Annotated in this window: 21 protein-coding genes and 2 pseudogenes; 14 read left to right on the top strand and 9 right to left on the bottom strand. The window is 63.9% G+C overall.

Annotation, left to right across the window (positions count from 1 at the left end):
- The first annotated feature begins 6 nt into the window (after positions 1–6).
- From ACB039_RS19355 to ACB039_RS19335, 5 genes are read left to right on the top strand one after another with little or no spacing between them, the layout of a single operon-like run.
- On the top strand, positions 7–840 hold the full coding sequence (locus tag ACB039_RS19355) for an alkaline phosphatase family protein (RefSeq protein ID WP_371166250.1): 834 nt from the start codon (positions 7–9) through the stop codon (positions 838–840).
- The gene (locus ACB039_RS19350; protein WP_226171120.1) at positions 840–1,739 is read left to right on the top strand and encodes an ABC transporter permease subunit; all 900 of its coding nucleotides are present in this window, start codon (positions 840–842) and stop codon (positions 1,737–1,739) included. Before ACB039_RS19355 ends, ACB039_RS19350 begins: the two co-directional genes overlap by 1 nt.
- Complete coding sequence (locus tag ACB039_RS19345; RefSeq protein WP_371166249.1) at positions 1,732–2,508, top strand: ABC transporter permease; 777 nt, start codon at positions 1,732–1,734, stop codon at positions 2,506–2,508. The genes ACB039_RS19350 and ACB039_RS19345 overlap by 8 nt, the downstream gene beginning before the upstream one ends.
- A 6-nt stretch (positions 2,509–2,514) precedes the next feature.
- Complete coding sequence (locus ACB039_RS19340; RefSeq protein ID WP_371166248.1) at positions 2,515–3,522, top strand: ABC transporter ATP-binding protein; 1,008 nt, start codon at positions 2,515–2,517, stop codon at positions 3,520–3,522.
- A 39-nt stretch (positions 3,523–3,561) separates the two neighbouring features.
- Positions 3,562–4,221 (top strand): HAD family hydrolase, encoded by a 660-nt coding sequence (locus tag ACB039_RS19335; RefSeq protein ID WP_371166247.1) that lies wholly within the window; start codon positions 3,562–3,564, stop codon positions 4,219–4,221.
- A gap of 23 nt (positions 4,222–4,244) precedes the next feature.
- On the opposite strand, the gene ACB039_RS19330 is transcribed toward ACB039_RS19335, so the two are convergent.
- Complete coding sequence (locus ACB039_RS19330) at positions 4,245–5,855, bottom strand: sensor domain-containing diguanylate cyclase (RefSeq protein ID WP_263684670.1); 1,611 nt, start codon at positions 5,853–5,855, stop codon at positions 4,245–4,247.
- A gap of 109 nt (positions 5,856–5,964) precedes the next feature.
- Between ACB039_RS19330 and ACB039_RS19325 the strand changes: the two genes are divergently transcribed.
- Positions 5,965–6,405, top strand: a complete 441-nt coding sequence (locus ACB039_RS19325; protein ID WP_042648087.1) for a DUF2214 family protein — start codon at positions 5,965–5,967, stop codon at positions 6,403–6,405.
- Positions 6,406–6,537: 132 nt separating this feature from the next.
- Positions 6,538–7,449 carry a DMT family transporter gene (locus ACB039_RS19320; RefSeq protein WP_263684671.1) on the top strand — a complete coding sequence of 304 codons (912 nt, stop codon included), beginning with the start codon at positions 6,538–6,540 and terminating at the stop codon, positions 7,447–7,449.
- A 107-nt stretch (positions 7,450–7,556) separates the two neighbouring features.
- On the opposite strand, the gene ACB039_RS19315 is transcribed toward ACB039_RS19320, so the two are convergent.
- Together ACB039_RS19315 and ACB039_RS19310 are read right to left on the bottom strand one after the other, a co-directional pair.
- Positions 7,557–8,414 carry a GyrI-like domain-containing protein gene (locus ACB039_RS19315; protein ID WP_371166246.1) on the bottom strand — a complete coding sequence of 286 codons (858 nt, stop codon included), beginning with the start codon at positions 8,412–8,414 and terminating at the stop codon, positions 7,557–7,559.
- Positions 8,411–8,896 (bottom strand): GNAT family N-acetyltransferase, encoded by a 486-nt coding sequence (locus tag ACB039_RS19310; protein ID WP_270824808.1) that lies wholly within the window; start codon positions 8,894–8,896, stop codon positions 8,411–8,413. The genes ACB039_RS19315 and ACB039_RS19310 overlap by 4 nt, the downstream gene beginning before the upstream one ends.
- A gap of 159 nt (positions 8,897–9,055) precedes the next feature.
- On the opposite strand from ACB039_RS19310, the gene ACB039_RS19305 reads away from it, so the two are divergent.
- The gene (locus ACB039_RS19305; protein ID WP_371166245.1) at positions 9,056–10,504 is read left to right on the top strand and encodes a catalase; all 1,449 of its coding nucleotides are present in this window, start codon (positions 9,056–9,058) and stop codon (positions 10,502–10,504) included.
- A 477-nt stretch (positions 10,505–10,981) separates the two neighbouring features.
- Here ACB039_RS19305 and ACB039_RS19300 read toward each other — a convergent pair whose 3' ends face one another.
- A complete protein-coding gene (locus ACB039_RS19300; protein WP_371166244.1) occupies positions 10,982–11,299 on the bottom strand; it encodes a YnjH family protein in 318 nt (105 codons plus the stop codon).
- A 223-nt stretch (positions 11,300–11,522) separates the two neighbouring features.
- Here ACB039_RS19300 and ACB039_RS19295 point away from each other — a divergent pair.
- Positions 11,523–12,326 (top strand): annotated as a pseudogene (locus ACB039_RS19295) (hypothetical protein); the annotation flags it as partial.
- 131 nt (positions 12,327–12,457) lie between these two features.
- On the opposite strand, the gene ACB039_RS19290 reads toward ACB039_RS19295, so the two are convergent.
- Positions 12,458–12,835: a hypothetical protein gene (locus ACB039_RS19290; RefSeq protein WP_005330064.1), complete on the bottom strand. Its 378-nt coding sequence runs from the start codon at positions 12,833–12,835 to the stop codon at positions 12,458–12,460.
- Between the two features lie 195 nt (positions 12,836–13,030).
- Here ACB039_RS19290 and ACB039_RS19285 point away from each other — a divergent pair, with 195 nt between their 5' ends.
- From ACB039_RS19285 to dhaR, 4 genes and pseudogenes are all read left to right on the top strand, one after another.
- Positions 13,031–14,410, top strand: coding sequence for a phosphatase PAP2 family protein (locus tag ACB039_RS19285; protein ID WP_371166243.1), 1,380 nt, complete (start codon positions 13,031–13,033; stop codon positions 14,408–14,410).
- Between the two features lie 10 nt (positions 14,411–14,420).
- Positions 14,421–15,509, top strand: a complete 1,089-nt coding sequence (gene ydiK / locus ACB039_RS19280; RefSeq protein WP_043129511.1) for an AI-2E family transporter YdiK — start codon at positions 14,421–14,423, stop codon at positions 15,507–15,509.
- Positions 15,510–15,710: 201 nt separating this feature from the next.
- A pseudogene (locus tag ACB039_RS19275) lies at positions 15,711–16,415 on the top strand (SDR family oxidoreductase).
- Positions 16,416–16,513: 98 nt separating this feature from the next.
- Positions 16,514–18,403 (top strand): dihydroxyacetone kinase operon transcriptional regulator DhaR, encoded by a 1,890-nt coding sequence (gene dhaR / locus ACB039_RS19270; protein WP_371166242.1) that lies wholly within the window; start codon positions 16,514–16,516, stop codon positions 18,401–18,403.
- A 93-nt stretch (positions 18,404–18,496) separates the two neighbouring features.
- Here the strand turns inward: dhaR and dhaM are convergent, their stop codons facing one another.
- The 4 genes from dhaM to ACB039_RS19250 all read right to left on the bottom strand — a co-directional run bounded on the left by dhaM (position 18,497) and on the right by ACB039_RS19250 (position 22,521).
- A complete protein-coding gene (gene dhaM / locus ACB039_RS19265; protein WP_371166241.1) occupies positions 18,497–19,213 on the bottom strand; it encodes a dihydroxyacetone kinase phosphoryl donor subunit DhaM in 717 nt (238 codons plus the stop codon).
- A gap of 1 nt (position 19,214) precedes the next feature.
- Positions 19,215–19,844 carry a dihydroxyacetone kinase subunit DhaL gene (gene dhaL / locus ACB039_RS19260; protein ID WP_005355013.1) on the bottom strand — a complete coding sequence of 210 codons (630 nt, stop codon included), beginning with the start codon at positions 19,842–19,844 and terminating at the stop codon, positions 19,215–19,217.
- A 9-nt stretch (positions 19,845–19,853) separates the two neighbouring features.
- Positions 19,854–20,924: a dihydroxyacetone kinase subunit DhaK gene (gene dhaK / locus ACB039_RS19255; protein WP_371166240.1), complete on the bottom strand. Its 1,071-nt coding sequence runs from the start codon at positions 20,922–20,924 to the stop codon at positions 19,854–19,856.
- A gap of 238 nt (positions 20,925–21,162) precedes the next feature.
- Positions 21,163–22,521: an NCS2 family permease gene (locus ACB039_RS19250; RefSeq protein ID WP_283942360.1), complete on the bottom strand. Its 1,359-nt coding sequence runs from the start codon at positions 22,519–22,521 to the stop codon at positions 21,163–21,165.
- Between the two features lie 201 nt (positions 22,522–22,722).
- On the opposite strand from ACB039_RS19250, the gene ACB039_RS19245 reads away from it, so the two are divergent.
- The gene (locus ACB039_RS19245; RefSeq protein ID WP_043130806.1) at positions 22,723–23,055 is read left to right on the top strand and encodes a cupin domain-containing protein; all 333 of its coding nucleotides are present in this window, start codon (positions 22,723–22,725) and stop codon (positions 23,053–23,055) included.
- The last annotated feature ends 188 nt before the right edge of the window (positions 23,056–23,243 follow it).

Genomic DNA, 23,243 nt, shown 5'->3' with positions numbered 1-23,243 from the left:
AATCCAGTGCAACACAAGGTGATAGTGGTACTTGTGGATGGCCTGGCAGCCGAGGTAGCCCACACCATGGGCTACCTTTTCGGCATGGTGGAGGCGGGGCGCGGCCTGCATACGACCCTGAGTGCCGCCCTGCCCTCCCTCTCCCGGCCCCTCTACGAGTGCATCCTGACCGGCGTGCCGCCGGTGGCGAGCGGCATCACCCACAACGGGGTGACGCGCCTCAGCCAACACGACTCCATCTTCCATCTGGCCCGTGCCGCGGGTAAACGCACCGCGGCCGCAGCCTATTACTGGGTGAGCGAACTCTACAACCAGAGCCCCTGGCTGGCGGCCCGGGATCGCTTTACTCACGACGAGAAACTGCCGATCCAGCACGGCTGCTTCTACTGGGATGACAACTACCCCGACAGCCACCTGCTGATGGATGGCGAGTGGCTGCGCAGCCAGTACGACCCCGACTTTCTGCTGATCCACCCGATGGGGGTGGACGATGCGGGCCACAAGTTTGGCCTCGATTCCCGCCAGTACCGCAATCAGGCGCGCCGCATAGACAGCCTGCTGGCCGATCTGCTGCCCCAGTGGCTGGCAGAGGGGTATCAGGTGGTGATCACCTCGGATCACGGCATGAACAACGACCTGAGCCACGGTGGCACTCTGCCTGAGGAGCGCACAGTGCCGCTCTGGCTGTTTGGCGATGCCTTTATCGAGCGCTGGCCGGATGGGGTGGCGATTGCCCAGACCCAGCTATGCGCCCTGATGGCCGATCTGCTGGGCATTCCCCACGACAAGCCGAGCGGCCCGCCGCTGCTCAAGGCGACCTTTATGCGCGAGGTGCACTGATGATGCCTGCAACCACCGAGATCCTCGCGGATCAACCCGTGGCAACCCGGCGCAGGGCACACCGTCACTGGCTGCCGGCCCTGGTGCTGCTGCCCTTTGTCCTCTTGATGATCCTGTTCCAGCTCGCCCCCATGGTGTGGGTATTGGTGGGCAGCTTTCAGACCCCGGATGGCTGGGGCCTCGATTACTACCGGGAGATCCTGAGCTCCCCCTTCTACCTGCAATCGTTCGGCAACTCGTTGCGCATCGCCGGTATCGCCAGTCTGGCGGGGCTTGCCATCGGCACGCTCGGGGCCGCCGCGCTGCGCCACAGCGGCGAGCGGGTCAAACGGCTGCTGCTGGCCTTTGTCACCATGACCGGCAACTTCAGCGGGGTGCCGCTGGCGTTCGCCTTCATCATCGTGCTCGGCATCAACGGTGCCGTTACCCTGCTGCTGAAATCCTGGGGGCTGATCGACGGATTCAACCTCTACTCGGGCAGCGGCCTTATCCTCATCTACACCTACTTCCAGATCCCCCTCGCCCTGCTGCTGCTCTATCCGGCGTTCGATACCTTGCAGGATGAGTGGCCCCAGGCCGCAGCGCTGCTCGGGGCGAGCAAGGGGCAGTATGTGTGGCACGTGGCGCTGCCGGTGCTGACTCCTGCGCTGCTCGGCACCCTGATCATCCTGTTTGCCAACGCAGTGGGGGCCTATGCCTCCGCTTACGCCCTCACCACCGGCAACTTCAATCTGGTGACCATACGGGTGGCCAGTCTGGTCTCCGGCGACATCTTCCTCGAGCCCAACCTGGCGGCGGCGCTGGCGGTGATCCTGATGGTGCTGCTGGGGGTGGTGACGGCCGCCAACCAGTGGCTGCTGAAAAAGAGCTATGTGAACAAGGGGCAATCCCATGCATGATTTGCAACCGAGCTGGCCCAAGTGGGTGCTGGGAGCCCTGGTCGCCACCCTGCTGCTGCCGCTGCTGGCTACCTTTCTCTACTCCATCTCCACCCGCTGGGGGGCGACCCTGCTGCCGGACGGCTTTACCCTCGACTGGTATCTCAAACTGTGGGGCGACCCGCGCTTTCTTGCGGCGTTTGGCCGCAGCCTCCTGGTCTGCTTCGCCACCCTGTTGTTGGGGACGCTGGTGCTGGTGCCGACCGTGCTGGTGGTGGCCTACTACTTCCCCAAGCTGGATCCCTGGATGAACCTGCTGATCCTGCTCCCCTTCGCGGTGCCGCCTGTGGTCTCGTCGGTGGGGCTGCTGCAGATCTACGCCGATGGCCCGCTGCCGATTATCGGCACGCCGTGGATCCTGATCGGCACCTGGTTCACCGTGGTGCTCCCCTTTATGTACCGGGCGCTGGCCAACAGCTTGCAGGGGGTGCCGCTCAAGGATCTGATGGATGCGTCCCATCTGCTGGGGGTGAGCAGTCGGCGCGCCTTCCTGCTGGTGGTGATCCCCTGCCTGCGCAAGGGGCTCTTGGCGGCGCTGTTTCTCTCCCTCTCCTTCCTGCTCGGTGAGTTCGTGTTTGCCAACATGCTGGTGGGCACCCGTTACGAGACCCTGCAGGTCTACCTCTACAACATGCGCGCCACCTCGGGCCACTTCACCAGTGCGCTGGTGATGAGCTATTTCCTGCTGACCCTGCTGCTCACCTGGGCGGCCAACAGATTTCATCGGTGATCCAAGATGTTTCATTTAGAAGTCAATCAGTTGCACAAATCCTACGGCGATACTCCGGTGTTCGAGGGGATCGAATTCGGCATCCGCAAGGGGGAGCTGGTGACCCTGCTCGGCCCCTCCGGCTGCGGCAAGTCCACCCTGCTGCGGGCGCTGGCCGGGCTCACTCCGGTGGATGGCGGTCAGGTGCGGGTGGCCGGTGAGGACATCACCTGGCAGGCGCCCCAGAAGCGGGGCATCGGCATGGTGTTCCAGAGCTATGCGCTGTTCCCCAACATGACGGTGTGGGACAACGTCGCCTTCGGCCTCAAGATGAAGCCCCAGCCGGGTCGTGAGCTCTCGGTCAGCGTGAAAGATGCGCTGGCGCTGGTGGAGCTGACCGGCTTCGAGCGCCGCTATCCGGGCGAGCTCTCTGGCGGCCAGCGCCAGCGGGTGGCGCTGGCGCGCGCCCTGGTGGTGCGGCCACGGATCCTGCTGCTGGACGAGCCGCTCTCGGCGCTGGATGCCCGCATCCGCCGCAGCCTGCGCCAGCAGATCCGCGAGATCCAGCAACGCCTCGAACTCACCACCATCTTCGTGACCCACGATCAGGAGGAGGCGCTCACCCTGTCGGATCGGATCTTCCTGATGAACAAGGGCTCCATCGTGCAGAGCGGCACGCCGGAGCAGATTTACACCCGTCCCGCCAGCGAGTTTGTGGCGGGCTTTATCGGCAACTACAACCTGCTTGGCGCAGAGCAGGGCAAGTCGCTGTTCGGCCCCCGTTTTCAGGGCAAGCTGGCGCTGCGGCCGGAGTCCATCACCCTGCTGCCCGCAGGGGCGACCAGCAGCGAGCCCAGCCTGCCCGGCATCGTTCGCCAGCAACAGTTGCTCGGCAACGTGATCCGTTATCAGGTGGAGTGCGAGGCGGGGCTGTTGACGGTGGATTGCCTCAACCGCTCTGCCAGCGATCTGCTGGCTACCGGCAGTGCCGTGACCCTGGCGGTGGCCCGGGATCAACTCTGTGAGGTAGCATGACGCCTCGTTTCATTTTCGTTGTTACCGCAAGGAGCCCGCATGGCACTGGCACTGTTTGATCTGGACGAGACCCTGATTGCGGGGGATTCCGCCAGCCTCTGGCTGGAGTACATGGTGGCCCAGGAGCTGGCTCCGGCGGGCATGGTGGCCGAAGAGCAGGGGATGATGTCCCTCTACCATCAGGGCAAGATGGACATGCACCAGTACATGGCTTTCACCCTGCAGCCGCTGGCGGGCAAGTCGCGCCAGTGGCTCAGCCAGCAGTGCCACCACTTTGCCGAGCAGGTGCTGCGTGAACGGCTCTACCCCGAGGGACTGGCGCGTATCGAATGGCATCGGGAGCGGGGCGACGAGCTGGTGCTGATATCCGCCTCCGGCGAACATCTGGTGGCCCCCATGGCAAAGATGCTGGGGATGGATCACTGCGTTGCCATCCTGCTCGATGAGGAGGAGGGGATGCTGACCGGTCAGACCCGCGGCACCCTCAGTTTTCGCGAAGGCAAGGTGGCCCGCATCAACCAGCTCTTTGCCGGGCGGGACAACCTCTGGCAGGGGAGCTTTGGTTACAGCGACTCCCACAACGATCTGCCCATGCTGCGGGCGGTGGCTCATCCCCATGCGGTCAATCCGGCCCCCGCGCTGCGCCAGTGCGCCTCTGAGCTGGGCTGGCCCCTGTGGACATGGCAGTTACTCCCTTGAACTGCTGAATGAAGAAGAGGCCCTCAGGCCTCTTCTTTGCTCAGTACCCCATCGTCTGCCGGCGGCACCTCGTTCTGTGTCGAGGGAGCGATTCCCCCCAGATAGATGCGGTTCTTGCCATCCCGTTTGGCGCGATACACCTCGGCATCGACGATATCGAGCAATTCCTTGGCATCCAGGCCGGGGGCGCTCGCCACCAGACCACCGCTGAAGGTGATCCCGAGGCCGGGCTCGCGCCAGTCCAGCGACGCGACCCCAATCCTGTACTGCTCCAGCAGCATCTGACAGAAGTGAATATCCGGGTTGGCCAGCAACACCACCAGCTCCTCGCCACCATAGCGGCAGACCCAGCCGTGATCCTCCAGCAGTTTGGCGCCAAGGTTGGCCACCCGCTTGAGCACTACGTCCCCGGTCTGGTGACCATAGGTATCGTTGACCCGCTTGAAATCATCTAGATCGATCATGGCCAGACAGAACGGCTGGTGCTCAAGCAGCAGGCGATTGACTCTCTCGTCAAAAAAGCGACGGTTGTAAAGGCCGGTCAACTTGTCGAGGTTCGCCTGCTGGCGCGCCTCGTGGTAATCCTTGCTCACCTCCGCCAGCTCGGCATAGACATGCCTGAGTTCGTGCATGCCCCCATGGGGCACCTCGTCAGGCTGCATTCGGCTGGCGCGGATCATGGTGGAGATCTCGTCCAGCATGCGCCTGAAGTAACGGGACCAGACCAGCGCCAACACCATGTAGAGCACGCTGGCCAGCAGCACCACCCCGAGCACGTTGAGCAAGGCCCGAGCCACCACGGCCTGGATGCTCGACGCCGGCTGCACGCTGATCAGCACCCAGTTCCGATCAGGCAAGTGGCTGTAGGCCACAAACTGCCGGGAATTCTGATCCAGGAAGATGCCATCCTCCCGACTGAAGCGGGAGAGCCAGCTCGGGTGGGTCATGGACTTGAGCAGTTGGGAAGGATCGGGGTGGGCCAGCACCTTGCCGGACTGATTGACGATCATCTGGTAACCACTGTTCAATTGCCGGTTCAGCTGGGCGGAGAAGGGGGCCAGCACGGCATCGACCGCGAACACCCCGCGCACCCTGCCCTCCTTGTCGGTCAGTGCCCGCGCCAGAGCGATGACCAGATTACCGTTGGTGTAGTCGTAATAGGGCTCGGTCCAGACCATCTTGCCCACATGCTGGCTGGCCAGCTGATACCAGGGGCGCTCCCGGGGATCGAAGCCGGCATCCGCCTGCCATTCGGGATAGATCAACATCTGGCGTTCGGCGGTGCCGACATAGATATAGATGAGGTCTGCCATCACCCCCTTGTAGAGCTGCCACTCCTTGAGGTAGCTCTCGGCATGGTGCAGGCGGGGGCCGCTGATGTCCTCCACCTTCACCTGGTTGTAGATGAGGGTGAACTCGCGCTCCATCTCGTGCAGATAGGGTTCGATGAAGACGTGACGCAGCTGGTGGTTGGTGGCGAGCAGGCGCTGTTGCAACTCGTGTTGCAGGCTGCGCTCCATGTGCAGGTAGTAGATGCCTCCCAGCACCAGCACCGGAATGAAAAGCAGCAGCAGGCCCAGACGCATCCGGGCAACCAGGGACCAGGTTTTTTTGGAGACTGCTCGCTTATCCAACCCTGACTCCTGCTATCCCCTGAGGTCGTGTAGTGTCAGAATATCAGCCCCGCCCGATGGCGTCCAAAAGGAAGCTTGCCATGTGGCCAACGAGAAGGAACAGGCTCGGATGTTGAACCCGGAACTGCTGACCGCGCTCCATTATTGCGCCGTGATCACCCTGACCGGCGCCATCACCTCGGAGTACTTTCTGTTCCGGCGTGGCATGTCCATCGAACAGGTGCGCAAGCTGCTGCTGGCGGACAGCCTGGCGGCGCTGGCGCTGCTGCTCATCTTCATCACCGGCGTGCTCATGGTGCTCGCCCACCCGCTGCAACCGGCGGCCCTGCTGGCCAATCCCGGCTATCGCACCAAGCTGCTGCTGTTCTTCGCCATGGCCCTCAGCTTCGGCTACCCCAGCCGGCTGTTTCATCACTGGCGCCGCTCTCTGCGTCAGGGGCGCGCGCCCATCGTCTCCATCCAGCAGCAGTTCTGGGTGATCTGGATCCTTCGGGGCAACCTGCTGCTGCTCGCCCTGCTGCCCCTGCTCGCCAGGCTGGCAAGCGACTGAGCACCGGCGCCCCTCCCTCATCCAGGGACCACGCCGGATCACAAATCACCGGCGACAAAGCCCCCCGCAGGCGGGTATCGTACTGACAGGGGCCAGAGTGCTCCCTTGACTGCTCTCTCAGGGATGAATCGTATGCGTTCAAACATGATGTTATTGATGGCCGCCGCCATCTGGGGGCTGGGCTTCGTCGCCCAGCGCCTGGGGATGGATCACATGGGGCCTTTCACCTTCAACGGCCTGCGCTTCCTGCTCGGCGCCCTCTCCCTGCTGCCGCTGCTGTGGTGGCTCAAATCGCGTCAGCCCAGGCCGCAACCAGGCTCACCATCCGGTGATCGCCGCCTGCTGCTGGCCGGGGGCCTGATCGCCGGGGGCGTACTGTTCAGCGCCGCCTCCCTGCAACAGGTGGGGCTGCTCTACACCACGGCCGCCAAGGCGGGCTTCATCACGGGTCTCTACATCATACTGGTGCCCGTTATCGGCCTGGCACTGCGCCACAAGACCGGGGCCAACACCTGGGTAGGCGCCCTCATCGCCATGGCCGGGCTCTACTACCTCAGCGTCACCGAAGAGTTCACCATAGGCTACGGCGATCTGCTGCAGGTGATCGGCGCCCTGTTCTGGGCCATTCACCTGCTGGTGCTCGATCACTACTCGAACCGGGTCGCCCCCATTCGCCTCGCGGGAGTGCAATTCGTGGTGTGCGGCCTGCTCAGTCTTGGCACGGCCTTTGTCATCGAAACTCCGACCCTCGGCGGCGCCATGGCGGGCTGGCAGGCCCTGCTCTACGCGGGTCTGGTCTCGGTCGGCATCGGCTACACCCTGCAGGTGGTCGGCCAGCGCGGTGCCCACCCGGCCCACGCCGCCATCATCCTGAGTCTGGAGACGGTGTTCGCCGCCATCGGCGGGGTACTGCTGCTGGGAGAGCATCTGGACGAGAGGGCCATCGTTGGTTGCGCCCTGATGCTGGCGGGCATGCTCATCTCCCAGATCCGGCTGCGCTGGTGGTGGAAGTCCCGCCGGAACAAGGTGTCCAGCCAGCCCTGATGGGCGTCGGCATGGGGATCTGCCCATGTGCCTGACTGTGCAGGTCCGGGGCACCAACACGCAATGAAACGAGGCGCCCAGAGGCGCCTCGTTTCATTGCCACGCGCTTATCGCACGCTGGAGCAGAAGCTCACGTCGTCCTGCAGGGGATCATTGCTCATGCTGTGATAGAGCTCGAAACAGGGGCCGTCGCCGAACGCCAGCCCGGCGGAAACGATGTCGCCTATGTGCTCCTGCCAGCGCGGCCCGTACTGGTTGCGATCCGTGATGAGGTAGCGGGACTGGGCGTAACGCCCGGCGGGGATGAGCTGGGTCTCCACCTCACCCGTCCCAAGGGTTCCCACCGGCACTGTGACACCGATGTCGGTACGGCACTGGGTCGGTGGCGTCACCTCGGGGTTGTCGTGGTAGATGAAGATCCACTCCCCCTGCTCGAGCCCGCGCGCAGCAGCCCACTGGTGCAGGCGGTTGCAGACGGCGTCATACCCTTCGCCATAGGGGCCAGTGACCCGGACATAGGCCAGAGTACGGGCGTCCATCTCGATGGTTTTCATGGTGTTGCTCCTTGCTGATGAGTGACTCTCAGCATAAGGATCCGGCTGCGCAAGTGCGTGTCCATCCTTGCTCATCAGGTGTCCATTCTTGCTCTTGTCACGGCGAAACGCTCCCGGGGTGCAGCCATAGTGACGACGAAACGCCTTGGCAAAGGCCTGGGAGCTGGCCAGGCCGGCCCCCAGGGCGATGGCGGTGACGCTGGCGTCGGTGTAGCAGAGCTGCCAGGCCGCCCGTTGCATCCGCAGCCGCCGGCACATCTCCCCTGGCGCCTCCCCCGCCACGGCGGTGAACACCCGGTGGAAATGATAGAGGGAGAGGCAGGCGCGGCTCGCCAGCTCCTCGATGGAGAGATCCGGCTCCTGTTCGAGCGCCCGCAGCACGGGAGTCAGGCGCTCGCGATAGTCGATCATGAGCGCACCCTGGCCATATAGAACACATCCACATAGCGCCCCTGCCGGAAGGCATAGTCGCGGGCCCGTCCCTCTTCCACAAAGCCGAATTTGCGATAAAGCGCCAACGCAGCTTCGTTATCGACGAAAACCGTCAGTTCAATCCGGTGCAGGTTGAGCCAGTTATCGGCCAGATCCAGTGCCGCAGCCATCAGTGCGGAGCCAACCCCCTTGCCCGCCCAGTCATCCCGCACCCCCATGCCAATACCTGCCACATGCTTGCGTCTGGGATTGGGCTCCACATGCAATGCTATCTGGCCCACCAGCCCCCCATCTACCTCCGCCACCAAGGCGACTACATCACTGCTCTCCAACCGCTTCTGCCACTGGCTAAGGGGAGGCGTGGGCAGGTGCAGAGTGCCCGCCTGAGCATTGGGCAGGGCGTAGAGATCCCGCAAGGCGGGGGCATCGGTGGGTTCGGCATGACGGATAGTAATCTGCATATGAGGCTCCTTCTCGAAACCCCCATCATGCAATATCCGGCGCGGTTACACATCCCCCCGCACCCATTTGTCTTGCCTATCAAAGGGCTAGGAAAAGCCCATTGGCCCGTCACTGTGCAGATCCGTAGGCTGACCCCCTATCAACAAGGAGAGACATTCATGACCGACAAGACCCTGCACAGCGCCAACGGTGCCCCCGTCGTCGACAACAACAACAGCCTCACCGCCGGCCCCCGCGGCCCGGTGCTGATGCAAGACATCTGGTTGATGGAGAAACTCGCCCACTTCGATCGCGAGCGCATTCCCGAGCGGGTGGTTCATGCCAAGGGTTCGGGCGCCTACGGCACCTTCACCGTCACCCACGACATCAGCCAATTCAGCAAGGCCGACCTGTTCAACGCCATCGGCAAGCAGACCCCGGTCTTTCTGCGCTTCTCCACCGTGGCCGGTGAGAAGGGCGCCGCCGACGCCGAGCGCGACGTACGCGGCTTCGCCCTCAAGTTCTACACCGAGCAGGGCAACTGGGATCTGGTGGGGAACAACACCCCCGTCTTCTTCATCCGCGATCCGCTGAAATTCCCCGATTTCATCCACACCCAGAAGCGGGATCCGCGCACCAACCTGCGCAGCGCCACCGCAGCCTGGGACTTCTGGTCCCGCCATCCGGAGTCCCTGCATCAGGTCACCATACTGTTCAGCGATCGCGGCATCCCCAGGAGCCTGCGCGAGATGAACGGCTACGGCAGCCACACCTTCAGCTTCATCAACGACGCCAACGAGCGCTTCTGGGTCAAGTTCCACTTCAAGACCGAGCAGGGCCACAGCTTCTACACAGATGAAGAGGCCGCCACCGCCGTCGGCCAGGATCGGGAGACCAGTCAGGCGGATCTCTACAACGCCATCGAGCGGGGCGACTTCCCGCGCTGGAAGGTCTATGTGCAGGTGATGCCGGAGGCCGACGCCCAGACTTACAAAATTCACCCGTTCGACCTCACCAAGGTGTGGCCGCACAGCGACTACCCGCTGATCCCGGTGGGGGTGCTGGAGCTCAACCAGAACCCGGACAACTACTTCGCCCACGTGGAGCAGGCCGCCTTCACCCCGGCCAACGTGGTACCCGGTATCGGCTTCTCGCCGGATCGCATGCTCCAAGGGCGGCTCTTCTCCTACGGTGACACCCAGCGCTATCGCCTCGGCGTCAACCACGGTCTGCTGCCGGTCAATGCTCCGCGCTGCCCGTTCCACCACGGAGCCCACCGCGACGGCGCCATGCGGGCGGACAGCAACGGTGGCGCCAGCCCCAACTACCAGCCGAACCGCTTCGGTACCCAGCAACCGAGCGAGCAGCACGAACCGGCGCTCAGTCTGGAAGGGGCCGCCCTGCACTACGACTTCCGTGACCATGACAGCGACTACTACAGCCAGCCGGGCAACCTGTTCCGCATCATGGACGAGGGGCAGCGTTCACGGCTCGCCGCCAACCTGGCCCGCTCCCTCATCAATGTGGAGGATGACGCCATAGTCGCGGCCCAGCTCAAGCACTTCGAGCAAGCCGACCCCGAGTACGCCAAACGGGTCGAACTGGCACTGGCCGCCTTGCAGCGCTAAGCCGCAAGCAGGCAATATCTGCAAAAGCAAAACGGGGGCCTGATGGCCCCCGTTGTCGTGATGCTGACGGTGATAAATAGAAAACGGAGCCCGAAGCTCCGTTTTTTCAATGCCGTATCCATCCCGGACGCAGCGCCTTCGCGCTCTTCCCGCTCCCTTGCCAACAAGCGTTTGTACCACTAGCTCACTACGGCAACGACGTTGTGCATTGGCAGAGCGGCACCATTATCCACCCACGGTGATGAATAAAAACGGAGCCCGAAGCTCCGTTTTTCAATGCAGTATCAATCCCGGACGGAACGCGCTTCGCGCTCTTCCCGCTCCCTTGCCAACAAGCGTTTGTACCACCAGCTACTGCGACGACGTTGTGCATTGGAAGAGCGACGAGCCATTTCTTAGGTTCCAGCCAAGAGAAGAAAGGAGCTGCATTATGCGACAGGGGTCACGCCCGTGTCTGTAGCTGGATCAAGAAAAGGCTCACTGACCCACCCTGATCGTCTCCCTGCTGGTCGCCCCCTCGTCGACCGGCCCATACATGGCGGGTTCGCGCCAGGCCAAGGGCCCGTTGCTCTCCTGCTCGTTTTGCGGGCCGCACTCCAGCCAGAGATCCCCCTGCTGGATGCGAGATCCGAGGGAATATTTCTGATCCTGATACCAACAGACCCGCTCGGGCAACGAGCCCAAGGGCAGCACCAGATCTGTGCCCACCGAGTGGCTGAGGGTGTTCGACGCCGGGGCCGCCAGCACGGGGAGCAGGCCGCCGAGGGCAAACAGACAAAACGCGGTTCGGATCATGGGTGACACCTGTGACAACGAGAGAGTGATCCCCTAAAGCGACCACCAGTGTCGCCGACTTGACCAATAAGTGTCGGCTCATCTGGCATTCCGGAAGCAATATGATAGCCTGCCAGCGCCCGCCGATCCCCATGGGTGAAGGGCCGGGCCAGTTCGGGTCATGCTGTCGGGAAAAGACAGCATATAACCTCATTAATCAAATAATTACTTGGATATGTTGTCGATGCGTATCATGCCGTTGCTCCAGGCCGCCTGCCTGAGCCTGATGTTGTCCGCCTGTGTGGCCCCCTTGCTGATGATGAGCCCCACCAGCCAGCTGATGTGGGCCCTGCTCAAACCCCTGGTCGGATTCGATCCGAACGAAGCCAACCTGTTCGAGCAGCCGTTGATCAAGGACAGGATGACCGCCATGCTGGGGCCCAATTACGACAGCACCATGCAGTTGCTCAAGACGGCCAACGAGTTGCAGCAGGAGGGGCCGCTGTTTTACGTGGTCTCCCGCTACGCCCCGGTACCGGATGTAGCCAAACAGGCCGGCATGGTGTGGAACGCCGATACCAACCAGCTCTCCGTCATGTTGCAAAAGGGAGACGGCGCGACTCAGGTGTTTGGCGAGAACCTGACGGCGGCGACCCCGACCTGGCCGAGCGCCATGCAGGAGTGGCAGGCCGGCAACCCCACCGCCACCGCGCTCAGCGGCGTCGGGCAGGCGATGACGGGGTCCGGCACCTCCCTGCTGGGCAACATGGTGGGCAGCCTGCAGCAGAGCGCGACCCAGGCGATCTCCAGCTCCGCCAGCCAGGCGGTCAACGGCGCCACCAGCGCAGCGACCCAGCAGGTGAACAAGAGCGTCACCGGCACCCTGCAGCAGGCCAACCAGGCCGTGACGGATTCTGCCAAGCGGGCCGTGAGCGACTCAGCCACACAGGCTGCCAGCAGCGCCACCACGGCGCAGCAGCAAGCGATCAAGGTCGTCAGCGACTCAGCCAAACAGGCCGACGCGGGAGCAGACAAGGCGATCAAGCAGAGCGATCAGGCCAGGGCGGATGCCGAGGCCGAGCTGGAGAAGCTGCTCAACTAAGAGGGCGAACCCGTTCACCATGCAAACAGGCCATCCTAGGATGGCCTGTTGTTTATCTGCGAATGGGCAGGGGAGCCTTAAAAGTGGCGATCCTGCTCGGTTGGCTTTGCCACCTTGTCTTCGCTGTGTTCGATGGCGGTGCGGATGAGGTCGACGCCAGCCCGGATGATCAGCACCCCCATGTTGACCAGCTTGACGCAGACCCACATGAAGGTGATGAGCAGGATCAGCTTGAGCACTGTCTGGAAGGCTTCCAGGAAGTTCTGCTCCAGCTGGGCGGTGAGGCCATTGGCGCTGCTCATCAGCCAGGTGTAGACCTCGCGCACGAAGGGGATGCGGCTCGGCATCTCCAGCACGTCCAGTGCGGCAGGCAAGGCCTGGAAGATGACGATGCTGCCAAACAGTATCAGGATGACGCCGATGGCAATCCCCAGGAAGAAACCGAACTGTCGCATGAAAGGCCCCAAGATGTGTTGAATGAGAAGAACAATAGCCGCCAATACTAGGGACTGCCCGGGCCAACGGCAATCCTTGCACCCCAGATTGGATCGACGCTTGCCCTGCCGGCGCCGGCCATCCACCGGAAGTCATTGCCCAAGTATCTGATTTCTGTGACCCTTGTCCCCATCTATTCCCTTATTAGCGCCATCATGCTCAGACCCGCTCTTTTCCTGCTTCTGCTGTTCGGCACCCTCTCATCTTCCCTGTTTGCCGCCGAATCGCCCCCCTCTGCGGCCGCCTGCGTGATCCGCCACCAGCAGGCGTTGTTGCTGGTGCAAGACAGGATCTCCGATCGCTACAGCCTGAGTGGCGGCTACATAGACGGGGGCGAGACGTCCGCCCAGGCGGCCCTGCGGGAGCTGTTCGAGGAGACGGGGCTCCATGGCCGGATCACCGGGGAGCTGGGGCGCTGGCAGAAGGCACTGGTGTTCGCCTGCCAGACGATCTCTCCCATTCAGGCTCAGCGCGGCTCGGGTTTTGTCTCCCTGCTCGAGGCCCCGAACCTCGGCGGCGAGATCCTCAACGCCAGGCTGATCGATGCCACCCGCCTGCCCCATGATCAGCGCCGCTTCCCGACGCAGCTCGACTGGCTCGCCCCCCGGCTGGCCCAGGTGCCCGAGAGTGAGGTGCAGTGGGTGCCGGACTTCAGTCCCGAAGGCAACGCCCTGCACAGGGCAGAGCTGCCGCTGATCCAGCGCCTGCAGCAGTGGCTGGGGCCAGATGCGCGCTGGCTTGAGGTCGGCAATCTGCTGGGATCGGCGGCCTTCCAGCTGGCACTGCTCCCCTTCTTGCTCCCCCTGCTGGGCTGGCCAAGGCTGCGCAACCTGCTGTTTGCCATGGTGCTGCTCACCCTGCTGGTGCAACTGCTCAAGGAGGGTGTAGCCTGGCCCAGGCCCTTCCACCTCGACCCCATGCTGGGGCAAAGGAGCGCCCAGGGTTTTGGCATGCCGAGCGGCCACGCCGCCTCGACCCTGCTCTACTGGGGACTGCTGCTCGGCGCCCTGACCTCCCTCAGAGCCTGGCAGGGCATGGGGCTGGCCCTGCTGCTGGCGGCCCTGGCCGGGCTGGCCCGCATCTGGCTCGGCGTGCACTTCCTCTCGGATGTGGCGGCCGGCCTGGGTCTCGGCGCCCTGCTGCTGGCACTGCGCGCCCCACTGGCAGCACTGGCGCAGCGCCAAGCTCCCTGGGCTCTCCTGCTGCTGGCCTGCGCCCTCGCGGGCTGGCTGACCCAATCCACCGCCCTGGCGGGGCTCGCCATGTTCACCCTGGGACTGGTATCGGGTAATCTGCTACAACTCGAACGACACCCAGCTCCCGCCCTCCACGCCGCCGTGCTGGTCCTGGCGGGCGGTCTGCTCATTGGGGGACTGCTGTTGGCGCTCCCGATACTCACCGACAGCTCTGTGCTGATCCTGGCGGGAAAAGGGTTACTCTATGGCTGCCTGGGATTCTGGCTGAGTGCCGCGCTCTGGTGGTTGCTGTCTTTTATCAATACGGGCTCCGGACCACGGAGCTCTCCCCCTCGCTAAAGGGAACGCAATGCATATGAAAAAAGTGGATTTGGCCAAGATCACCCTGGGCTTGCTGTTTCTCAGCCTGCTCATCATCTCGTGCTTCATGGTGCTGCGCCCCTTCCTGCCCGCTCTGGTGTGGGCCACCATGATCACCATCGCCACCTGGCCGCTGATGCAGATGGCCCAGCGCCTGCTGTGGGGCAAACGCACCCTCGCGGCGCTGCTGATGAGCTGCATCCTGCTGCTGATGTTCGTCATTCCGCTGTTCATGGCCCTGGCAAACGTGGCGGAGAAGGCCCCCATGCTGATCGATCTCGGCACCGAACTGAGCCACTCGCCGCCCCCCGAGCTGCTCTGGCTGCAACAGGTGCCTCTGGTCGGCGACAAGCTGTTCGAGTTCTGGCAGCAGATCCTCGCGAGCGGTGGTCAGGTGTTGTTCGCCAAGCTGGCTCCCTATTTCGGCCAGACCGCCCGCTGGCTGGCGGCCCAGGCCGGCAACCTCGGCCTGCTGTTCGTCCACTTCCTGCTGACGGTGGCCATCTGCGGCCTGCTCTACCACTCCGGGGAAAAAGCCGCCGACGGCATTCGCCGCTTCGCCCACCGCCTGGCGGGCCAGCGTGGCGACAACGCCGTGGTGCTCGCCTCCCAAGCCATCCGCGCCGTCGCCATGGGGGTGGTGGTGACCGCCCTGGTGCAATCCTCGGTGGCCGGGATAGGCCTGCTCATCGCCGGCATTCCCTACGTCATGATCCTGGTGGTGCTGATGTTCCTGCTGATCGTCGCCCAGATAGGCCCCTTCCCGGTGCTGCTGGCCAGCGTGGGCTACCTCTACTGGAGCGGTGACACCACCTGGGGCACCTTCCTGCTGGTCTGGTCCCTGCTGGCGGGCACCATGGACAACTTCCTGCGCCCCTTCCTCATCAAGCGTGGCGCCGACCTGCCGCTGATCCTGATCCTGGTGGGCGTCATCGGCGGCCTGCTGGCGCTGGGGATTATCGGGCTCTTTATCGGCCCCGTGGTGCTGGCGGTGGGTTACACCCTGCTGGATGCCTGGATAAAAGAGGGGGAGCAAACACCCGCCGCAGAGGCGCCCGCGTCACCCCCGGCGGAGTGACTCACCCGCAAGAGAAGCAAGACGCCGCCCACTGGGCGGCGTCTTTTCTCGCACAGCTTGGGCCCGGTTGCGCCAACATAGAACCAAAGTTCGAATCAGCGCGTCAAAACACGAACCTGGGTTCGAATCCACCCCCTCCCTCCCCTGGGATCCCCAGGCCCCTGCCGACACAATGGTTGCTCTATTGAAGGAGGAGACAAGATGAAAAAACTGAGAGCAACACGCGCCCTGATCAGCGGTGGCGCCAGTGGTATCGGGCTGGCCATCGCCGAGGCCCTGGCCAACCAGGGGGTGGAGCTGGTCCTGGTCTCGCGCCGCCTGGGGCTGCTGGAACAGGAAGCGGCGCGGCTTCAGGGCAGATACGGGGTGAGGGTACTGCCGCTCGCGCTGGATCTCTGCGACGGCGCCCAGGTCCGCGCCTGCCACGCCGAGGCCCGGGAGCGGCTAGGCCCCATCGATCTGCTGGTCAACAACAGCGGGGTCGGCAGCGACTACCTGGTGCAGGACTTGCCGGAGTCGGAGTGGGACAGGGTCATGGACACCTGCGCCAAGGGGACCTTCCTGCTGACCCAGGCCTGCCTGCCGGACATGCTGGCCCATCGTCACGGCACCATCATCAACATCGCCTCCTAGGCCGCCAAGAACGGCTATGCCAGGGCCAGCGTCTATTGCGCCGCCAAGTTTGCCGTGCTGGGGTTCGCCAAGGCGCTGCGGGAAGAGGTGCAGCATCAGGGCATCCGGGTTCATACCCTCTGCCCCGGTCTGGTCCAGGTGCCTCCCCCGGCCTGCCCCGGGGAGCGCAAGCCCGGCTGGTTGCAGGTGGAGGATCTGGCCGAGGCCGTGCTCTACACCCTGCGCCAACCCGCTCACGTCCAGCTCGACGAGATCGGCATGACGGGGATCTGAGAGGGGGCCAATGGCATCACAGCCCTCTGAGACAGGTCACTGAATCTGGCCAGCAAGGGTGGTTAAATGGGGGTTCGTTTACTTGCCGGATCTTCTCCATGCCACCCTCCCAGCCCTGGCCTGACTATCTGCAGGCCTCCTGGCTGCGCTGCGCCCACCAGACCAGCGCCACCCTCTGGCATCCGCCTCACAGCGCCAAGGGACAGACCTTGCAGAGCCTGCGCCAGCGCAAGCGGGATCTGCTCACTACCGGCGAGATGGCACTCGAGGATCTCTACGAATTTATGGAGGGGCGCCCCTGCGCCCTGCTGCTCACCGACGAGAGCGGCTGCCTGCTGGCCCGCACCGGCCATCGCGAGACGCTGGCAGAACTCGAAGCGCTGGGTTTTGGCCCCGGCGCCTTCTTCAGCGAGGGGCGCATCGGCACCAATGCCATCAACCTGGCGGCGCTGGAGGGGGTACCGCTCTGCGTCAGCGGCCCCCAGCACTTCAACCAGACCCTGTACCCCTGGCACAGCTGCGCCAGCCCGGTCTACAACAGCAACGGCCGTCAGGTCGCCATCATGGCCCTGGTCTGCCGGGTGGAGGAGGCAACGGTCGGGGATCTGGCGCTCACCGTCAGCGCCGGGCGCGAGCTGGCCCATCTGCTGCAGATGGAGACCCTGATGCAGGAGTCCCAGCACCATCTGAGCGAGCTCTACGCCCTGCTCGACGGTATGGATGACGGCGTGCTGGCCTGGGACCCGCAGGGTCGGCTGCGCTACCTCAACGCGTTGGCGGCACACCGGCTGCGGCTCGATCCGGCGCTCTGTCTCGGCCAGCCGCTGGAGCAGCATCTGCTGTTGCCCCAGCGGTTGCAGCTGGCCATCAGGGGGCAGACGCCACTGAGTCATGTGGAGGTGACGCTGGAGCGGCTCGGCGCTCAGGAGGGGGAGTTTATCAATGCGCTGGTGAGTCTCAAGCCGTTGCCGGGGCCAGAGGGGGTTAGTTTTATCGCCCTGCTGCACCCGGTCGATCGGCTGCGGGCCATTCACCAGCTGTGCCAGACGGTGCCCGAGCTCTCGGCGCTGGTGGGGGAATCGAGCTCCATGCGCAAGCTGCTGCGCTACGCCCGGCAGGCGGCCCAGAGTCAGGGGCCGATCCTGCTGCGCGGCGAGGAGGAGGTGGGCAAGGCCCAGCTGGCGGAGGCGATCCACTTTGGCAGCGAGCGGGCCGCCGGGCCGCTTATTATCCTTAACTGCAAGGCGCTGCCGAGCGAGCGGATGGCGCTGGAGCTGATGGGTTCCGACGAGGCGGGGCAGGAGCGGGCGGGCAAGTTCGAGCTGGCCCATGGCGGCACCCTGGTGCTGGAGCAGGTGGAGTGTCTCTCTGCCCCCATGCAGGCGGCGCTGCTGCAACTGCTCAAGACCGGCCGCATCCAGCGCTTCGATTCGGCCCGTATCCTGCCGCTCAAGGTGCGGATCATCGCCACCAGCAGCGCCCCGCTGGAGCAACTGGTGCAGGAGGGGCTGTTTGGCCGCCAGCTGCTCTATGCGCTGCAGGCGTGCGAGCTATGGCTGCCGGGGCTGCGGGAGCGCACGGCGGATCTGCCCGGTCTTATCAGCCAGCAGTTGGCGGCGCAGGGGCGCGAGCCGCTGCGCCAGTTCAGCCCGGCGGCCCTCGACTGTCTGCTCGCCTATCCCTGGCCCGGCAATCTGGGGGAGCTGCGCAGCGCCATCGAGCATGCGCTGCTCCACTCCGGTCAGGAGCAGATCCCACCGGAGGCGCTGCCCGCCGCCATTCGGCACGGCTATCAGCGGATGGCGGACGAGGTGGTGGGGCAACCGCTGCTCACACTGGCCGAGCTGGAGCGCCAAGCCATCTTGCGCTGCGCCCACGCCTGCAAGGGACAGGTGAACCAGATGGCCCAGCATCTTGGCATCAGTCGCACCACCCTGTGGCGGCGACTCAAGCTGCTCGAAATTGATCCCGCCGACTATCACGGATAGCTGTGATGGGTGAGGCGCTGGCGCGCAAGAAGCCCCAAGCATTAAAAAGACAAGGCCCCGCACTGGCGGGGCCTTGACCGTATGATGTGAACCTCAGTCGCCGAAGCGCTCCGCTGCTAGCTGCTGGAAGCAGGCCAAGGCGGCCTCGGCATCCTCCCCGCGCCCCAGCAGGGTGAGCCGGTCTCCCTGACGCACGTTGAGCATGGTCACCCGGGTCAGGCTGCGGGGGTTGGCCTCTTTGTCCCCCTTTTGCAGCCTGAGTTCGGCGACAAAAGGCTTGAGTGCCGCCACCAGGCGGGCAGCGGGGCGCACATGCAGGCCGTGGGGGTTATCCACCACCACTTCGCAGCGCAGCCAGCCGTCGTCGGCAACGGGGGCGGTCTCAGCGGCGGCTTGCACTGCGCTGGCAGGTAGCATCGCCTGTTTCGGGCCCAGCGCACCGAGCGCCTCGGCGGCCACCTCATCCAGCGTCAGGCCTGAACCGGCCGCCACCACGGCGGCCAGGGTGCCTTCGACCAACGGAGCGGGGCAGAGCCGCACCCTCGCGCTTAACTCGGGGGGCAGCAGTTCGAGGGCGGTTTCGGCACTCAAGAGGGCGCTGCCCAAGTCCATCAGCACCAGCACGCCGCTGCCGTCATCCGCCTCTTCAATCGCACTCATCACTGCGATGGCATCGGTGCCGATGGGGTGGTCGGGGTCATCGACCCCGGCCGCCAGCAGCAATTTGGCCGGGCTGCCGAGCTGGTCGGCCAGCGCTTTCAATCCGGCCGCCAGCTGGGCGCTGTGAGAGACAACTACGATTCCGATCATGTCACAACCTCGCTCTGTCACGCAGGGCGGTCAGCAGCAGCAGGGTCGAGGTGGCCCCGGCATCCTGATGGCCGATGCTGCGCTCGCCAAGATAGCTGGCGCGCCCCTTGCGGGCCTGCATCTGGATGGTGGCCTCGGTACCGGCTGCGGCGGCTGCCACTGCCTTGTCCAGCGCCTCGTTGAGCGGCAGCTCTTGCTGCTGCGCCTGTTGCAGGGCGGCCAGCGCCGGCCACCAGGCATCGCACATGGTCTTGTCGCCCGGCTCGGCACGGCCACGAGAGACGATCCCCTCGACCCCGTCACTCAGCATTTTGCACAGCTGGCTGAGGCTCAGGCTCTGACAGGCGTCGGTACTGGCCGCCGCCCGGATAAAGAAGGTGCCGTAGAGCGGGCCGCTGGCGCCACCGACCGAGGAGAGCAATGTCATGCCGGTGGTTTTCAGCACCTGACCGATATCCTTGTCCGCCACTGCAGGCAGTTTCTCGGCCACCTTGGCAAAGCCGCGCTGCATGTTGAGGCCGTGGTCGCCATCGCCGATGTCGGTATCCAGCGCGGTGAGGTAGTCACGTTGCTCGGTGAAGATGTGTTCGCAGTCGAGCAGCCAGTTGACGATGTGATGCTTGCTTAACATGGGTTCTCCTTAGCAGCCGCGACGCAGGGCGGGGGTGTGGACCGGGGCATCCCACAGGGTCATCAGCTCGTCATCCACCTTGAGCAAGGTGATAGAGATGCCGGTCATGTCGAGGGAGGTACAGTAGGGGCCAATCAGGTTGCGCACCAGATGGATGCCCGCCTCTTCGCACAGGGTGGCGAGGCGACCATAGACGCCATAAAGCTCGGAGATGGGGGTGCCGCCCAGGCTGTTGACCAGCGCGATGACCCGATCGCCCGCATTCAGCGGTTCGATAAAGGTGTGCTCTTCCTGCCAGCTGCCGGAGGCTCTGTCCCAGTGGCGCAGGGTGCGGCCATAGGGGGTGTTGTCAGCCAGCTCGCTGAACATGTCGTCCACCAGGGTATTGAGGTCGGTGAAGGGGCGGCGCTCGATGCCCGGCTCACCGTGAATGCCCACGCCGAACTCCATCTCGTTGTCGGCCAGGGTGAAGGAGGGCTTGCCAGCGGCAGGCACGGTACAGGCGTGGGTGGCAACGCCTATGGTGCGGCTCTGGTTGTTGATGCGGCGGGCCAGCGCTTCGCAGCGTGCCAGATCGTAGCCCGCCTCGGCAGCGGCTCCCACCAGTTTTTCGCACAGCACGGTCGTGGCAACGCCACGGCGACCGGCGGTGTAGAGGCTGTCTTTGACTGCCACGTCGTCATCGATCAGCGAGAAGCCGACCTTGACGCCGTCACCGTGCAGCAGCTCGACCGCGGTCTCGAAGTTGAGCACGTCGCCGGTGTAGTTCTTCACCAGAAACAGCACGCCCGCGCCGCCATCGACCGCCTGACCGCACTCGTACATCTGATCCGGGGTCGGGGAGGTAAAAATCTCGCCGGGGCAGGCGCCATCCAGCATCCCCTTGCCCACCAGACCGCCGTGCATCGGCTCGTGGCCGCTGCCACCGCCGGAGACCAGCGCGACCTTGCCCATCACGGGGGAGTCGGCGCGGGTGATGTAGTGGGGTTCGATACGTACCTTGAGCTCGGGATGGGCGGCTGCCATCCCCATCAGTTGTTCACGGACCACGGCATCGACGGCATTGATCAGCTTCTTCATGGCTCACTCCTTGGCTTGCCACCACAAGGGTGGGCAAATGGTTGATGGAGCCAGTCTAACGACAGAAAAAAGGATAAAAATGACGGTCGGTTTGGTTCGGATTTGAAACAGGATTTGGTGCGTTGGCGTTTCAATCTGAAACGGTGCGGGGCAAACGGGTGGGAAACTGTTAGCGGCCTCACAGCCATGAAAAAGGGCCCCGCGGGGCCCTTCACTATAACCGGAATAAACGGACGGGTTAGATGGCCCAGCCACCGGCATAGAAGATCACCAGCGCCAGGGCGATGATGACGGTGCCGATGTTCAGCTTCTTCCACTCGGCAGCGAAGATGCGGCCAACGACCAGTGCCACGAAGCCCAGCATGATGCCGGTGACTATGTTGCAGGTCAGCACGATGAAGACGGCACACAGCATACCGGCGAGGGCATCGACCGAATCGCTGAAGTCCAGCTTGGTGACGTTGCCCAGCATCAGCAGACCGACGTACATCAGCGCCGGTGCGGTGGCGTAAGCCGGTACCAGATAGCTCAGCGGAGAGAGGAAGATCATCAGCAGGAAGAGCACGCCGACCAGCGCAGCGGTCAGGCCGGTCTTGCCACCGGCTGCGGTACCTGCGGCAGATTCGATGTAGACGGCCGCCGGAGCACCACCCACCACGCCAGCCACCATGCTGCTGACGGAGTCGGCAGTCAGGGCCTTGCCGCCGCTGATGATGTGACCACGTTCGTTGATGAGACCCGCCTGACCGGCCACGGCACGTATGGTGCCGGTGGCGTCAAACACGGCGGTCATCACCAGTGCCAGCACGGTCGGAATCACCACCGGATTGAGGGCGCCCAGCAGATCCATGCTGCCTACCAGCGAACCTTTCTCACCAGTCAGGCTCGGCATGGCGAAGAAGCCCTGCCAGGTCACTTTCGGGTCGAAGATGAGGCCGAGGATGGAGATGGCGATGATCACCATCAGGATACCGCCCGGCACCTTGCGACGCTCCAGACCGAAGATGGCAGCCAGACCCAGCACAGTCATGATGACAGGGAAGGAGGTCACTTCCCCCAGCTGAACCGGCAGACCGGCTCCTTCGTTCTTGATCACCATGCCAACGCCGTTGGTGGCGATCAGCAGCAGGAACAGACCTATACCGATGCCGGTGCCGTGGGCGATGCCGGAGGGGAGGTTATCCAGGATCCACTGGCGCACGCCGGTGACGCTGATCAGGGTAAACAGCACACCCATCAGGAAGATGGCGCCCAGCGCGACCGGTATGCTCAGTCCCTGACCCAGTACCAGACTGAACGCGGTAAAGGCGGTGAGGGAGATGGCGCAACCGATGGCCATCGGCAGCTTGGCCCACAGACCCATCAACAGGGAGCCGAAGGCGGCGATCAGGCAGGTTGCCACGAAGACGGGGCCCTGCTCAAAACCAGCGGCACCCAGCATGTTCGGCACCACTATGATGCTGTAGACCATGGCCAGGAAGGTGGTCAAACCGGCCAGCAACTCCTGGCGGACAGTGCTGCCACGCTGGGTGATGGAGAAATAGGAGTCCAGAAACCCGCTATTGCCGGTGCGGGCCGTCATTTCTTGCGTTGCCATAACTCATCCTGAATGTGTGAAGGAAATCGTTTGCGTGATGGCGCGCAAAATAGCAAGAATTTGGCTAGATTGCAGCGGATCAGGCACCATTTTCCCGAACTTTTCCATTTAAAGCCTCATTGGAGGCCTCAACTTCCACATGGGAAGCACCTCATCAGCTTCTACACTCTTAGCTAGCCCCCATCAGCCGGAGACAAGCCCATGCACACAGGCAACCTGCTTGGCCAGATCCCCTCCCCCCTGCCCAATGAGGTGTTTACCGACCTGGTCAGCACCAATCACTTTCGCATCGAGCGCATCCTCTCCCAGGGGCAACAGACCCCCACGGGGGAATGGTTCGATCAGGACGAACACGAGTGGGTAGCGCTGATGCAAGGCGAAGCCATCCTGGTCTTCATCACACCAGATACCGGGGTCCAGGAGCGCGTCCACCTTGGGCCTGGGGATTACATCAACATTCCGGCGCACCTTCAGCACAGGGTGGAGTGGACCCATCCTACCGAGACGACCGTCTGGCTCTGCATCTACTACTAGGGGAGTCCACTTTTCGCCGTGTTAAGGTACAACGAGAGAAGCCCAATCGACAGATTGGGCTTCTTGGGATGCTGAATGCACATAGCAAAAAGGCCTTCCCGTGAGGGAAGGCCTTTCAAATTAGTGGCGGAGCGGACGGGACTCGAACCCGCGACCCCCGGCGTGACAGGCCGGTATTCTAACCGACT

It is taken from the genome of Aeromonas sp. S2(2024) (genome assembly GCF_041402505.1).
In the GTDB taxonomy this organism is placed as follows: Bacteria; Pseudomonadota; Gammaproteobacteria; order Enterobacterales; family Aeromonadaceae; genus Aeromonas; species Aeromonas media.
This window is presented reverse-complemented; position numbering and strand designations above follow the sequence as displayed.